This window comes from Pseudomonas sp. C8002 (assembly GCF_013385765.1).
Taxonomy (GTDB): domain Bacteria; phylum Pseudomonadota; class Gammaproteobacteria; order Pseudomonadales; family Pseudomonadaceae; genus Aquipseudomonas.
The window spans coordinates 399,533-413,224 of record NZ_JACAPJ010000005.1; the positions used below are offsets into that span (position 1 = coordinate 399,533).

Consider the following 13,692-nt stretch of genomic DNA (forward strand, 5'->3'; position numbering starts at 1 on the left):
AGCGGGATTTTCGTTCAGCGCAGGATCTTCGGCGCTTCATCCCGTGGCAGGTTATTGCGCAATGCAGGCTGTCCAGGTGCTTCCTGATAACCACCGCCGAGTTGTTCGGCCAACTGCCGCGCCACATCCTCGCCCAACGCCTTCGACACTTCCCGCACCACGCGAGGCCGGTTCAGGCTCACGCGCACGTCACGGTTGTTCACCAGCTTGGTGTCCTGGCCTTCGCCCATGGCGGTAAACGCCGAGGTGATCTCAAAGGTGCGGGTGTTGATCAGGCTGAAATCCGCCACCAGCGTCAGGCCCAGCACCGCCGAGTAGCTGTTGGTGTGGTCCAGCGCGTTGATGTCCTGGGTGAAGTCGATGTCCGACAAGGTGCCGAACAGCACGTAGTCCGCACCCTTGAAGTTACCGGCCTTGATCCGCTTGATCACGTCATACACATCGCCCTTGGCGTCCGCGGTGTAAGGCGTGCCCTGCACCAGCTGGAACTGCCGCGACTTGAGGATTTCCCCCTTGATGTCGCCGCTGAACTTGCGCAGCTCGGTCTGCTCGATGTAGCTGGTACGACTTTCGTATTCGCTGTAGCTCGAGGCGCCGCTGGCGTTGTAGGCGCTGGCCTGGAAATTATTGCTGGCCGCGACCTGGTGGATGTACTCCTCCACGCGAGCCTCGTAGGCCAGGTCGGTTACCGCGATCTTCGGTGCGGCCGAGGCGCCAAAGGCGCACAGCAGGCCGATCATGCCGATCCATGCACGCATTGCTTAGCGCTCCGTGGTCTTGCGGATTTCTTTTTCGTCCATCCATTCGGCCAGGCCGCTTTCGACGTCGACCAGTTGCAGGCTGAACTTGTAGAACACGTCCTTGTAGTCCGAGCTGCGCTTGACGATGGAGCTGATGGAGCCTTCCAGGCGGTACTTGGCGGCGACCATGTTGCCGGTCTTGCTGACGGTCGACTTCTTATACAGGCCGCTCTGGTTCTGCAGCTTCAGCTGGTCGACCTGGCTTTGCATGTCAGTGTTGTCGCTGGCGAAGCGGGCGGTGCCGGTCTTCATCAGCTGGGTCTTGATCGACGTGGTGATCTCGCGGGTATCGATGTACTCGCTGGTCTTGTTCTTCACGTCATACACCTGCACCACCGGGCGGCCTTGCAGGATGCCGGACTGGGCCAGGGAGCGGGTCATGCTTTCGGCGATCATCTGCAGGTCGGTGGAGCCGAACTCGTTGGTCACCAGTTCCACGGCCTTGCTGTCGCCGTAGCTGATGTTTTTACCGCCCAGGACTGGCGAGGTGTTGGCGCAGCCGCTGGCCAGGACGGCCACCACGGCGAGGAACGAGAAGCGTGCAAACATGGGGATGTCTCTCTGAAACTGAATGAGTGGGTGGATCAAGGCGTCTTCACTTCAAGGCGGAAGTCGGCAGCCTGGGGCAGGTTGGCGATGGCCGGCAGGAAGGTCGCCTGGTTTGCGTAGAGGTTCAGCACCTTCCAGGTCTCTTCATCACCCACCGGGAAACCGTCGGCACCCAGCCAGGCGAAGCGGTAATACATCATCTGGTTGCTGCTGGTGATGTTGCTCAACTGCACCTTGGCGGTCAGGAAGCCGTTTTCCCGGGCGACCCGGATGGCGCCGACGGCGATGCCCTTGAACTTGCCCATCACCACGATCTTGCTCGCGGCGCTTCCGGGTTCCGGCGGTGGCGGGGTGGCGCAACCGGCCAGCAGGACCAGCGCCAGGGCGCCGAGGATGAAATGACGCATAGCGTGCTCCTTAAGGTTGTTTGAGAGTGGCGACGGCCTGGGGCGGATTGTTCTGCACCACGTGGGCTGCAAGACCGCCGGCGAAGACCTGGTTGCCGACCACGCGCAGGGTGATCACCTGGTAGCGTTGATCGGCCTTGACCGTCACCAGCGTGCCGCCCAGGGCGTTGGGCAGGCTGACCTGATGCTCGCCGTGCTTGAGGCGCAGGCGTGTCACCTGGGTCATGTCCGGCAGGGTGCGCCAGGTGCGGGTGTCGGCGCCTTCGGTGACGGCCGAGGCAATACCGAGTACCAGGCCCGCCATCGGGTTGGTCTTGTTCAGGTTGTTCTGGGTGATGCCGCGAGTGACGGCGCGCACGGTGGTGCGCAGGATGATCCCCGGCATGTCATCCCGCAGGGCGCGGCGGGACATGGCGGTGGTGCTGTTGAGGGCAGTGAGGTTCTGTTGCCGGCCGTCGACACCGATCTGGGCGAAGGGCGCGGTCGAGGTGTCGGGCTTGATCACCGGGAACGACAGTGGCGTGATCACCAGGTGGCCGTCGATGGGGATCGGCAACGGCAGGCGAATCGAGTCGCGGGCCGGCGCCAGGCCGCTTTGCACCACGATCAGCACGTCAGTCTCGTCCGCACCGACCTTGGATTTGTCCAGGTCGAGCAGGGCCTGTTCCAGCAGTGGTGTGTTGGGGCGCAGTTCGGCGGCCTTGCGATAACCCGGTGCGGCCAGGTCTTTTTCGCCCAGGGCTTCGTAGACGAAGCCGGCCAGATAGTGGCTGAACGCGCTCTGGTAGCTGTTCTTCAGGCCTACCACTTCAGGGGCGTTGAGGCTTTCCACCGGGTAGCCGCGCAGGTCCTTGAACTGGGTTGCGATGCCCTGGCGCTCGGCCTCGTTTTCGCTCTTGAGGTATTCCTTGTCCCGCAGGTCGGCAATCACCGCTTCGCGTTCGTGGGTCTTCTTGATCTCGGTGCGGGCACCGTCGAAGTCATTCAGCGCCAGCAGGTTGAGGGCCATCTGGGTGGTCAGCATGACCTTTTCGTAGTCGTAGCCTTCGTAACGGCGGACCTTGTCATTGACCAGGAAGGCGCCGAACTGCGCGAGGTACTTGTCGGTGTCGAACTTGACCGACTCTTCCCACTTGTAGACTTGCAGGTCGGCGCTGCGCCAGGCGACCTGGCTGCCGGTCAGGTCGCCCTTGGCGCGCAGCAACTCACCCTTTTCGAAGTAGTAGAGAAGGTCCTTGTCGTCGCCGGTGTTGTTCTTCTCAAGCAGCGTCAGCGCGGCGTCGACGTTGCCGGTGGCCAACTGCTGATTGGTGGCTTGCAGCTCGGTGTCGTAGCTGCGAAACATCGAACAACCGGACAGCAAGGTCACTGCCGCGAGCGCGAGCGAGGTAAAGGCGCGAGATGCCATCGAAGAGCTTCTTCCCTGAACGTAAACGGCCGAATGTGCTGGTCGGGCCGAATCACCAATGGCAGGAAGGCGTTGCATCCTGCCAATTCCTCATAAAAAGAGGAGCTGAAATGCCATTTCGAAATAACGAAGGCGCGGCATTATAAGCTGCATTACTGGCAAAACAATGGCCTTTTGGATCCGATTTTTAGCTCGGATGCCACTACCTAAGTGTCGTTATCCCCATCCCCGAATCACTAACGCCTTGAGTCAAACCCCTTAAGGTTTGACAATGTGTTACTTCGTATTTCCCTTTGAGATCCATTCATGATTGCCCCCTTCCGTTTTCTTGCCTGGCTGGTGCTGCCGGCGTTGATGTCGTGCAGTTTCAACCTGCTGGCTGCAACTGCCGAGGGCGCGCCCCAAGCCCTGCATTTACTGGACTACATCGGTGCGGACTACCCCCCGACAGTGGAGGCGGGCAAGATTATCGATGATTCCGAATACCGTGAACAGGTAGAGTTTCTCGGGGTGTTGCAGGGGCTGGTGGCCGATCTACCGGAAAAGCCCGAGCGCGCCGAACTGATCAAAGGCGTGGATGAACTGCTGGCCGCCGTAACGGCCCATCAGGACGGCGCGGTGGTTGCGCACCAGGCCCGGCAATTGGGCGCCAAGTTGGCAGTGGCCTATGAAGTCAGCCAGGCCCCGGCCATTACCCCCGATCCGACGCGCGGTGCGCCGCTGTACGCGCAGAACTGCTCGGTGTGCCACGGCGCCACAGGCGCCGGCGATGGCCCCGCAAGCGTGGGCATGACGCCGCCGCCCGCCAACCTGCGGGACGCTGCACGCCTCGATCGCTTGAGCCTCTACGCGATCTACAACACCCTGGGTCTGGGCGTGGAAGGCACCGACATGCCGTCGTTTGCCGATCAACTGGACGACCGCCAGCGCTGGGACCTGGCGACCTATATCGCCGGCTTCACCGCCGACCCGGCTGCCGCGAACAGTGAAAAGTCCTTCAACCTCGCCGACCTCGCGCGCCAGACCCCCAACGAAGTGCTGGCTGCCGAAGGTCCCGGCGCAGTTGCCACCTTCCGCGCCCAGCGCGCCCAACCGCCGCAGGTCAAGCGTGGCCCGGCGCAGTTGCTTGATTACACCGCGGCCACCCTCGACAAAAGCCTCGCCGCGTTCCGCAATGGCGAGCACGAGCAGGCCTACGACCTGTCGGTAGCCGCCTACCTGGAAGGTTTCGAGCTGGTTGAAAGCTCCCTCGATAACGTTGATGCCAACGTGCGCAAGGACACCGAAAAGGCCCTGATGGCCTACCGGCAGTCATTGCAGGACGGCTTGCCGATCGAGCAAGTGCAGCAGCGCCTGGATGTGGCCAAGGGCAAGCTCACCGAGTCCGCCGGCCTGCTGGGCAGCGATGGCTTGAGCTGGTCCCTGAGCTACATCTCCGGTTTGCTGATCCTGCTGCGCGAAGGCCTGGAAGCGATCCTGGTGTTGGCGGCGATTCTCGCGTTCCTGCGCAACACCGGCCAGCAATCGGCGGTGCGCAGCGTCAACGTCGGCTGGGGCCTGGCGCTGTTGGCCGGCTTGGCGACGTGGGCGTTGGCGGCTTATGTGATCGACGTCAGCGGCGCCCAGCGCGAGTTGCTGGAAGGCTGCACGGCGCTGTTTGCCAGCGTGATGGTGCTGTGGCTCGGGGTGTGGATGCACGACCGCCGTCACGCGGCCGCCTGGCAGGACTACATCAAGAGCAGCCTGGTGGGCGGTGGCGGGCGCTTCGGTTTTGCGATGCTGGCGTTCTTCTCGGTGTACCGCGAGCTGTTCGAAGTGATCCTGTTCTACGAAACCCTGTGGTTGCAGGCCGGCCCTGCCGGGCACAACGCGGTATTGGCCGGTGGCGCCACGGCGCTGGTGCTGTTGGTGGGCCTGGCCTGGGTGATTCTGCGGGGCTCGGCGAAACTGCCGCTGGCGCTGTTCTTCGGCATAAACGCGGCGTTGCTGTGCGCGCTGTCGGTGGTATTCGCCGGGCATGGCGTCAAGGCGTTGCAGGAAGCCGGGATCTTCGGCACCCGGCCGGTCGCGTTCTTTGACTTCGACTGGCTGGGCATTCACGCCGATGCCTATTCCCTGAGCGCCCAGGCTGTGGCGATTCTGGCGATTGTGGTGCTGTACGGTCGCAGCCGGCTCGCTGAAAAGCGCCGGGTGGTGGCTTAACCATGCGCGTGTGGATCGATGCAGACGCCTGCCCCCGGGCGGCCAAGGATCAGGTGGTGAAGTTCGCCCTCAAGCGCCAGTTCGAAGTGGTGCTGGTGGCCGGGCAGAGCCAGATCAAGCCGAGCTTCTCGTGCGTGAAGTTGATCGTGGTGCCCAGCGGCCCGGACGCGGCCGATGACTACCTGGTGGAGCACGCCGTGCCCGGTGACCTGGTGATCTGCAGCGATGTGCCGTTGGCCGACCGCTTGGTGAAGAATGGCGTGGCTGCGCTCGACCCACGAGGCAAGGAGTTCAGCCCGCAGAACATGAGCGAGCGGCTGGCGGTGCGTAACCTGTTCACCGATCTGCGGGAGCAGGGGCAGATGGGCGGTGGCCCGCCGCCCCATGGGGACAAGGACAAGCAGGCGTTTGCCAATTCGCTGGATCGGATTCTGACCCGGCTGATGAAGGCCTAATCGTTCTCGTGGGTGAGTTCCAGCACCCGGTCCACCAGCTTGTTGATGCCTGACGCCACTTCGCTGATGCGTTTGCCCAGCATGTAGGCCGGGGTACTCACCAGCTTGCGCGCCTTGTCTTCGACGATGTCGTCGACCGCGCATTCCTGGTGGGTGGCGCCCATCTTGTCCATGGCGGCTGCGGTGTCGGCGTCATTGCCGATGGTGCAGGTCACGCCTGGGCCATAGATCTTCGCTGCCAGCGCCGGCGAGATGCAGATCAGCCCGACGGGCTTGCCCGCTTCGGCAAACGCCTCGGCCAGTTCCAGCACCTGCGGGTTGACGCTGCACCCGGCGCCTTCCACGGCAAAGTTCGACAGGTTCTTCGCCGCGCCAAACCCCCCGGGCACGATCAGTGCGTCGAAATCCTCGGCGTTGGCCTCACGAATGTCCTTCACCTCGCCACGGGCAATGCGCGCCGACTCCACCAGCACATTGCGCGACTCGGGCATCTCCTCGCCCGTCAGGTGGTTGATCACATGCAACTGGGCAATGTTCGGCGCAAAACACTGCACCTCGGCGCCGCGCTGGTCCAGGCGCAGCAGGGTGATCACGCTTTCATGAACCTCGGCACCGTCGTACACGCCACAGCCGGAAAGGATCACTGCAATCTTTTTGCTCATGGGCATTTCTCCTGATTCATGGCGTTAAATGTCTACTCATTTGTCACTCATTGCCAATGGGATATCCAGCCGCTACACCTACTCTAGATGTAACAATAATTGACCGGACTTGCCCATGGACTTCGTCCCTTACGCGGTACCGTTTTTCATTGCCTTGATCGTGGTCGAGCTGCTGGCCGACTACCGGCGCGGCCAACGCAACTACCGGGTGGCCGACGCCATCAACAGCCTCAGCACCGGCGTGCTGTCCACCACCACGGGGCTGCTGACCAAAGGGGTGGGCATCCTCACCTATGCCTTCGCCCTCAAGCACCTGGCGATCATCGAGCTGTCGGCCCAGAGCGTCTGGACCTGGGTGTTCGCCTTTGTGTTCTATGACTTCTGCTACTACTGGCTGCATCGCATGGGCCATGAGCGCAACATCCTCTGGGCCGCGCATTCCGTGCATCACCAGAGCGAGGACTACAATCTCAGCACCGCCTTGCGCCAGACCAGCACCGGCTTCCTGCTGAGCTGGATCTTCTACTTGCCGCTGGCCGTGTTGGGCGTGCCGCTGGTGGTGTTTATCAGCGTGGCGTCCCTCAACCTGCTGTATCAATTCTGGGTGCATACGCGGCATGTGCCGAAGCTCGGCTGGTACGAGTGGTTCTTCGTCACGCCATCCAATCATCGGGCCCACCATGCACAGAACGCTCTCTACATGGATCGCAACTACGGCGGGGTGTTCATTATTTGGGACCGCCTGTTTGGCTCCTTCCAGGAAGAAGACGATAACGAGCCGGTAATCTTTGGCGTGACCACGCCCTTGGCCAGTTGGAACCCGCTGTGGGCCAACCTGCAGTTTTATGCGCAGCTGTGGAGTGATGCACGGCGCACCGAAAGTGGGTGGGACAAGCTGCGGATCTGGTTCATGCGCACCGGTTGGCGCCCGGCGGATGTGGCGGCAAAGTACCCGATGGCCAAGCCGGACTTGAGCCAGTTCCGCAAGTTCGAGGTGCCGCTGGATGGGCGCCAACAGATTTACATCGCGCTGCAGTTTGCCGCGTACGTGGGTTTTGGCAGCTACCTGATGAATTTCGGCGAGGGCTTGCCGACCGCTGCCCTGGTGTTGGGCTGGAGCGCGATGGCATTGGGGTTGTTCACCCTGGGGGTGGCGCTGGAGAATCGCCCGTGGGCGTTGAAGGCTGAGCTGGTGCGCCTGGCACTGAATGTGCCGCTGGTTTGGCTGGCGCCGCTGGTGGGGCTGTGGCCGGCCAGCTCGTTGGGCTGGCTGGGCCTGGTCAGTTACAGCTTGCTCAGCGGCATCGGCCTCTACTGTTGCAGAGACCGGCTTACTCGACTGGCGTCGTAGGCTTTTCGGTTTTTGCAGCTGTGTCTGCCGCCAGGCGAACCTTCTCAGCGGCACAGGCTTCGCGGGTCAGGCGGGCGTTCTTGATGCGCCGGCGGATCCACAAGCCCAGGCCCAGCACCAGCAGTGCGCCCAGCACCCACAGCTCGTATTTCTTGACGCTGCCCAGCATGCCTTCCAGTACCGCGCCGAAATGGTAAGCCGCAGCGCCCAGCGCAGCGGCCCACACGGCGGCGCCGATCCCGTTCAGCAACAGATAGCGGCCCGGCGGGTAGCCCGACAAACCAATGGCCACCGGCATCACCGTGCGCAAACCGTAGACAAAGCGGAAGCTCAGCACCCAGATGTCCGGGTGCTTGCGGATATGCTCCAGGGCCTTGTCGCCCAGCAGTTGCCAGCGCGGCTTGCGCGCCAACAGTTTGCGGCCGTGCTTGCGTCCCAGGAAGTACCACAACTGGTCGCCGGCGTAGCTGCCGAAAAAGGCAACGACCACCACCAGGTTGATATCCATGTATCCACGGAACGCCAGGAAGCCTGCGAGAACCAGGATGGTTTCGCCTTCGAAGAAGGTGCCTAGGAACAGCGCAAAGTAGCCGAAGTCATGCAGAAATTGTTGAAGCATGGTCTGGGTGCTGGCGAAATGAACGCGCAGCCTACGCCTTCGTGAACATTCATGAAAGTATCGAGATGTGTCACGAAGTGAACAATTCCTACATAAACGACGAATGCGACTACAGGTCGCACGCCGGTTGCCTTACGGCGCATGAGCTAACCACAACTGTAATTCCTTCGTCATAATGGCCGCTTATAACTGTCACGCTCGCCCGTCAAGCCGGGCTCAGGAGTCTGCCGTGAGCTTTACCCCCGCCAACCGCCTGTTTCCCGCCACTCGTCTGCGTCGCAACCGTCGTGATGATTTTTCCCGGCGCCTGGTGCGTGAAAACGTGCTGACGGTGAATGATCTGATCCTGCCGGTGTTTGTGCTGGACGGTGAAAATCGTCGGGAAGCGGTGGCGTCGATGCCGGGCGTGGAGCGCTTGACCATTGATTTGCTGCTCGAAGAGGCCGCGAGCTGGGTTGAACTGGGGATTCCGGCGCTGGCGCTGTTCCCGGTCACGCCGTCTGGGCTGAAGTCACTGGACGCCGCCGAAGCCTGGAACCCCGACGGCATCGCCCAGCGCGCCACCCGCGCCTTGCGTGAACGCTTTCCGGAGCTGGGGGTGATTACCGATGTGGCGCTGGACCCGTTCACCACCCACGGGCAGGATGGCATTCTCGACGAAGAAGGCTATGTTCAGAACGACATCACCGTTGATGCGCTGGTAAAACAGGCCTTGTCCCACGCCGCAGCGGGCGCCCAGGTGGTGGCCCCCTCGGACATGATGGACGGTCGCATCCAGGCGATTCGCGAAGCCCTGGAACTGGCCGGACACGTCAACGTGCGCATCATGGCCTACTCGGCCAAGTACGCCAGCGCCTATTACGGCCCGTTCCGCGATGCGGTGGGTTCGGCGCTGAACCTGGGCAAGGCCAACAAGGCCTCGTACCAGATGGACCCGGCCAACAGCCACGAAGCCCTGCACGAAGTGGCCGCGGACCTGGCCGAAGGCGCCGACATGGTGATGGTCAAGCCCGGGATGCCGTACCTCGACATCCTTTATCGGGTCAAAGAGGAATTCAAGGTGCCGACCTTTGTCTATCAGGTCAGCGGTGAATACGCCATGCACATGGCCGCGATCCAGAATGGTTGGTTGAGTGAAGGGGTGATCCTTGAATCCCTGACTGCCTTTAAACGCGCGGGTGCTGATGGCATCCTGACTTACTTCGCCGCCCGCGCCGCCCAATTGCTTAGAGAGCAACACTAGCCCTCACAGGAACACTCGATGAATACCGAAGGACTCACAGAAGTTGCCGTAAAAGACGCTCACCCGGTGGTCGAACAAGCTACCGAGACCCCGCCGGAGCTGGAGCCGGCCCCGCCTGCCGTGGTGGCCGAAGCGCCCGCTGCCGCGCCGGTACCGGTGGTTGCGGTTACCAACCTGGATGACAGCAGCCTGTACATCCATCGCGAGCTGTCACAACTGCAATTCAACATCCGCGTGCTGGAACAGGCGCTGGATGAGTCCTACCCATTGCTGGAGCGGTTGAAATTCCTGCTGATCTTCTCCAGCAACCTGGACGAGTTCTTCGAGATCCGTGTCGCCGGCCTGAAGAAGCAGATCACGTTCGCCCGTGAACAAGCCGGTGCCGACGGCCTGCAACCGCATCAGGCCCTGGCCCGCATCAGCGAGCTGGTACACGGCCACGTGGACCGCCAATACGCGATCCTCAATGACATCCTGCTGCCGGAACTGGAAAAGCATCACGTGCGCTTCATCCGGCGCCGGCACTGGACCACCAAGATCAAAACCTGGGTACGCCGCTACTTCCGCGACGAAATCTCGCCGATCATCACCCCTATCGGTCTCGACCCGACGCACCCGTTCCCGTTGCTGGTGAACAAGAGCCTGAACTTCATCGTCGAGCTGGAAGGTATCGACGCCTTCGGTCGCGATTCCGGCCTTGCGATCATCCCGGCGCCGCGCTTGCTGCCACGGATCATCAAGGTACCGGAAGAGGTGGGGGGCGCTGGCGATAACTATGTATTCCTTTCGTCGATGATCCACGCCCACGCCGATGACCTGTTCCAGGGCATGAAGGTCAAGGGCTGCTACCAGTTCCGCCTGACCCGTAACGCCGACCTGGCGCTGGACTCCGAAGACGTCGAAGACTTGGCCCGTGCCCTGCGCGGCGAGCTGTTCTCCCGTCGCTACGGTGATGCGGTGCGCCTGGAAGTGGCGGACACCTGCCCGAAACACCTGTCCGACTACCTGCTCAAGCAGTTCAACCTGAGTGAGACCGAGCTGTACCAGGTCAATGGCCCGGTGAACCTGACGCGTCTGTTCAGCATTACTGGCCTGGACAGCCACCCGGAGCTGCAATACACGCCGTTCACCCCGCAGATCCCGAAACTGCTGCAAAACAGCGAGAACATCTTCAGTGTGGTGAGCAAGCAGGACATTCTGCTGCTGCACCCGTTCGAGTCCTTCACCCCGGTGGTCGACCTGCTGCGCCAGGCCGCCAAGGACCCGCACGTGCTGGCTGTGCGCCAAACCCTGTACCGCTCCGGCGCCAACTCCGAAATCGTCGATGCGCTGGTAGACGCCGCGCGTAACGGCAAGGAAGTGACGGCGGTGATTGAACTGCGGGCGCGGTTCGACGAAGAGTCCAACCTGCAACTGGCCAGCCGTCTGCAAGCCGCCGGTGCGGTGGTGATCTACGGCGTGGTCGGCTTCAAGACCCACGCCAAGATGATGCTGATCCTGCGCCGCGAAGCCGGTGAGATCGTGCGCTACGCCCACTTGGGCACCGGCAACTACCACGCCGGCAACGCCAAGCTCTACACCGACTACAGCTTGCTGACCTCTGACGATGCCTTGTGTGAAGACGTCGGCAAGCTGTTCAGCCAGTTGATCGGCATGGGCAAGACCCTGCGCATGAAGAAACTGCTGCACGCGCCGTTCACCCTGAAGAAGGGCATGCTCGACATGATTGCCCGCGAGACCCAGTTCGCCCTCGAAGGCAAGCCGGCGCACATCATCGCCAAGTTCAACTCGCTGACCGATCCGAAGATCATCCGCGCGCTGTACAAGGCCAGCCAGTCGGGTGTGCGTATCGATTTGGTGGTGCGTGGCATGTGCTGCCTGCGGCCGGGCATCGCCGGGGTCTCCCATAACATCCACGTGCGTTCGATCATCGGGCGCTTCCTGGAGCACACGCGGGTGTTCTACTTCCTCAATGGCGGCGAGGAGCAGATGTTCCTCTCCAGTGCCGACTGGATGGAGCGCAACCTCGACAAACGCGTGGAGACCTGCTTCCCGGTGGAAGGCAAGAAACTGATCATGCGGGTCAAGAAGGAGCTGGAAAGTTATCTCACCGATAACACCCACAGCTGGAGCCTGCAGTCGGACGGGCGCTACGTGCGCAACACCCCGACCGGCAACCAGAACCCGCGCAGCGCCCAGGCGACGTTGCTGGAGAAGCTGGGCAGCCCGATTCTGACGGTGAACTAAAAAACGACGCGGTCAAAAATGTGGGAGCGGGCTTGCTCGCGAAAGCGGTGGATCAGTCGATGAATCTGTTGACTGACACTCCGCCTTCGCGAGCAAGCCCGCTCCCACATTTGTTTTGTGGCGTTGGATTGTTCCCACGCTCTGCGTGGGAATACATCCTGTGACGCTCCGCGTCACTCACTCATATCAGCGCACGTTCAGCGTGAACCCAACCCGCGTCAGCCACTCGGCTTCCTGGGCGAAATCCGCCTGGGTCAGCTGGTTTTCATCCAGCCAGTTCTTCGGGAATACCACGTCCAGGCTGTCGGCATTGGCCCGCAGGACCACTTGCGGCATTTCCTGGGTACCACGGATGTGGTGGAACAGGATCGCAAACCGCAGCAGCGCGCACAGGCGAATCAGCTTGATGCCCTCGGCACCGAACTCGGCAAACTTGTCCCGGGGGATGTTGCGGCGGTGGCCGCGTACCAGCAGCGCGAGCATCTGCTGGTCTTCACGGGAGAAACCCGCCAGGTCCGAGTGCTCGATCAGGTAGGCGCCGTGCTTGTGGTAATGGTAGTGGGCGATGTCCAGCCCCACTTCATGGACCTTGGCCGCCCAGCCCAGCAGTTCACGCCACACGCCGTCTTCCAGGTCCCAATCCGCTGCGACCTGGTCGAAAGCATGCAGCGCCTTGCGTTCAACCCGCGCCGCCTGTTCCAGGTCGACGTGGTAACGCTCCATCAACGAGCTGAGGGTGCGCTCACGGACGTCTTCATGATGATGACGGCCCAGCAGGTCGTAGAGCACCCCTTCACGCAGGGCGCCATCGCAGTGATCCATGCGTTGCAGTTCGAGGGCGTCGAAAATCGCTTCGAGAATCGCCAGGCCCGCCGGGAAAATGGTGCGGCGATCAGGCTTGATGCCTTCGAAGTCGATCTTCTCGGCATCCCCCAGCTTGAACAGCTTGCGCTTGAGCCAGGCCAGGCCTTCGGCGTTGACCTCGCCAGTGCCATGGCCGCCGGCCTTGAGGGCCAGGCCGATGGCGCGGATGGTGCCGGACGAACCGATGGCCTCATCCCAGGTCAGGCGGTGCAGGGCGTGCTCGATGCTCATGATCTCCAGCCGCGCCGCCGTATAAGCCTGGGCGTAGCGGGCCGGGGTGATCTTGCCGTCCTTGAAATAGCGCTGGGTGTAGCTGACGCAGCCCATTTGCAGGCTTTCGCGCAGCAGCGGCTCGAAGCGCTGGCCAATAATGAATTCGGTACTGCCACCGCCGATGTCGGCCACCAGGCGCTTGCCCGGAGTGTCGGCCAGGGTGTGGGACACGCCGAGGTAGATCAGGCGCGCTTCCTCGCGGCCGGAGATGACCTCTACCGGGTGCCCGAGGATCTCCTCGGCGCGACGGATGAACTCGCCCCGGTTGCGGGCTTCCCGCAGGGCGTTGGTGCCGACGATCCGTACGGCGCCCGGGGGCATGCCGTTGATCAGTTGGGCAAAGCGCTTCAGGCAATCGAGCCCGCGCTGCATGGATTCTTCATTGAGCTGACGCTCGTCGTCGATCCCGGCAGCCAGTTGCACTTTCTCGCCGAGCCGCTCAAGGATGCGGATTTCGCCGTTCTGGGCCTTGGCCACGACCATGTGGAAGCTGTTGGAGCCCAGGTCGATGGCGGCGATCAGGGACAGATTCTTGGCTTGGGATTGCGGCATGGTTAAGGGGTCTCGGTCGATAACCTCGCCATCGTGCCACGATCAACCGCTGACGCCAAC

Annotated in this window: 12 protein-coding genes; 5 read left to right on the forward strand and 7 right to left on the reverse strand. The window is 62.2% G+C overall.

Going from position 1 to position 13,692, the window contains the following annotated elements; genetic code table 11:
- Positions 1-14: 14 nt before the first annotated feature.
- Genes HX814_RS08475 through HX814_RS08490 form a run of 4 tightly spaced genes read right to left on the reverse strand, consistent with a single transcriptional unit; the run spans position 15 to position 3,164 of the window.
- Positions 15-758: a penicillin-binding protein activator LpoB gene (locus HX814_RS08475; RefSeq protein WP_087693297.1), complete on the reverse strand. Its 744-nt coding sequence runs from the start codon at positions 756-758 to the stop codon at positions 15-17.
- Positions 759-761: 3 nt separating this feature from the next.
- Positions 762-1,349, reverse strand: coding sequence for a penicillin-binding protein activator LpoB (gene lpoB, locus HX814_RS08480; protein ID WP_003214026.1), 588 nt, complete (start codon positions 1,347-1,349; stop codon positions 762-764).
- 35 nt (positions 1,350-1,384) lie between these two features.
- Positions 1,385-1,756, reverse strand: a complete 372-nt coding sequence (locus HX814_RS08485) for a YcfL family protein (protein WP_008439304.1) — start codon at positions 1,754-1,756, stop codon at positions 1,385-1,387.
- 10 nt (positions 1,757-1,766) lie between these two features.
- Entirely contained in the window at positions 1,767-3,164 is a 1,398-nt protein-coding gene (locus HX814_RS08490; RefSeq protein WP_003214023.1) for a COG3014 family protein, read from the reverse strand.
- Between the two features lie 306 nt (positions 3,165-3,470).
- Between HX814_RS08490 and HX814_RS08495 the strand changes: the two genes are divergently transcribed.
- Together HX814_RS08495 and HX814_RS08500 are read left to right on the forward strand one after the other, a co-directional pair.
- Complete coding sequence (locus tag HX814_RS08495) at positions 3,471-5,366, forward strand: cytochrome c/FTR1 family iron permease (RefSeq protein WP_177015409.1); 1,896 nt, start codon at positions 3,471-3,473, stop codon at positions 5,364-5,366.
- Positions 5,367-5,368: 2 nt separating this feature from the next.
- On the forward strand, positions 5,369-5,821 hold the full coding sequence (locus HX814_RS08500; RefSeq protein ID WP_003214020.1) for a YaiI/YqxD family protein: 453 nt from the start codon (positions 5,369-5,371) through the stop codon (positions 5,819-5,821).
- On the opposite strand, the gene elbB is transcribed toward HX814_RS08500, so the two are convergent.
- Positions 5,818-6,483: an isoprenoid biosynthesis glyoxalase ElbB gene (gene elbB / locus HX814_RS08505; RefSeq protein ID WP_003214018.1), complete on the reverse strand. Its 666-nt coding sequence runs from the start codon at positions 6,481-6,483 to the stop codon at positions 5,818-5,820. The genes HX814_RS08500 and elbB overlap by 4 nt on opposite strands.
- 115 nt (positions 6,484-6,598) lie before the next feature.
- Between elbB and HX814_RS08510 the strand changes: the two genes are divergently transcribed.
- Entirely contained in the window at positions 6,599-7,834 is a 1,236-nt protein-coding gene (locus HX814_RS08510; RefSeq protein ID WP_010167970.1) for a sterol desaturase family protein, read from the forward strand.
- Here the strand turns inward: HX814_RS08510 and HX814_RS08515 are convergent.
- Positions 7,815-8,453 (reverse strand): DedA family protein, encoded by a 639-nt coding sequence (locus HX814_RS08515; RefSeq protein WP_177009066.1) that lies wholly within the window; start codon positions 8,451-8,453, stop codon positions 7,815-7,817. The genes HX814_RS08510 and HX814_RS08515 overlap by 20 nt on opposite strands.
- Before the next feature lie 229 nt (positions 8,454-8,682).
- Here HX814_RS08515 and hemB point away from each other — a divergent pair, with 229 nt between their 5' ends.
- The gene (hemB, locus tag HX814_RS08520; RefSeq protein ID WP_003214011.1) at positions 8,683-9,696 is read left to right on the forward strand and encodes a porphobilinogen synthase; all 1,014 of its coding nucleotides are present in this window, start codon (positions 8,683-8,685) and stop codon (positions 9,694-9,696) included.
- An 18-nt stretch (positions 9,697-9,714) separates the two neighbouring features.
- Positions 9,715-11,943: a polyphosphate kinase 1 gene (gene ppk1 / locus HX814_RS08525; protein WP_003214009.1), complete on the forward strand. Its 2,229-nt coding sequence runs from the start codon at positions 9,715-9,717 to the stop codon at positions 11,941-11,943.
- 186 nt (positions 11,944-12,129) lie between these two features.
- Here the strand turns inward: ppk1 and ppx are convergent, their stop codons facing one another.
- A complete protein-coding gene (ppx, locus tag HX814_RS08530) occupies positions 12,130-13,632 on the reverse strand; it encodes an exopolyphosphatase (RefSeq protein WP_003214007.1) in 1,503 nt (500 codons plus the stop codon).
- Positions 13,633-13,692: the final 60 nt, after the last annotated feature.

Excerpts from the sequence above, each read along its gene's own strand:
- HX814_RS08475 (WP_087693297.1), bottom strand. The coding sequence starts at position 758 with ATGCGTGCATGGATCGGCATGATCGGCCTGCTGTGCGCCTTTGGCGCC.
- lpoB (WP_003214026.1), bottom strand. The coding sequence starts at position 1,349 with ATGTTTGCACGCTTCTCGTTCCTCGCCGTGGTGGCCGTCCTGGCCAGC.
- HX814_RS08485 (WP_008439304.1), bottom strand. The coding sequence starts at position 1,756 with ATGCGTCATTTCATCCTCGGCGCCCTGGCGCTGGTCCTGCTGGCCGGT.
- HX814_RS08490 (WP_003214023.1), bottom strand. The coding sequence starts at position 3,164 with ATGGCATCTCGCGCCTTTACCTCGCTCGCGCTCGCGGCAGTGACCTTG.
- HX814_RS08495 (WP_177015409.1), top strand. The coding sequence starts at position 3,471 with ATGATTGCCCCCTTCCGTTTTCTTGCCTGGCTGGTGCTGCCGGCGTTG.
- HX814_RS08500 (WP_003214020.1), top strand. The coding sequence starts at position 5,369 with ATGCGCGTGTGGATCGATGCAGACGCCTGCCCCCGGGCGGCCAAGGAT.
- elbB (WP_003214018.1), bottom strand. The coding sequence starts at position 6,483 with ATGAGCAAAAAGATTGCAGTGATCCTTTCCGGCTGTGGCGTGTACGAC.
- HX814_RS08510 (WP_010167970.1), top strand. The coding sequence starts at position 6,599 with ATGGACTTCGTCCCTTACGCGGTACCGTTTTTCATTGCCTTGATCGTG.
- HX814_RS08515 (WP_177009066.1), bottom strand. The coding sequence starts at position 8,453 with ATGCTTCAACAATTTCTGCATGACTTCGGCTACTTTGCGCTGTTCCTA.
- ppk1 (WP_003214009.1), top strand. The coding sequence starts at position 9,715 with ATGAATACCGAAGGACTCACAGAAGTTGCCGTAAAAGACGCTCACCCG.
- ppx (WP_003214007.1), bottom strand. The coding sequence starts at position 13,632 with ATGCCGCAATCCCAAGCCAAGAATCTGTCCCTGATCGCCGCCATCGAC.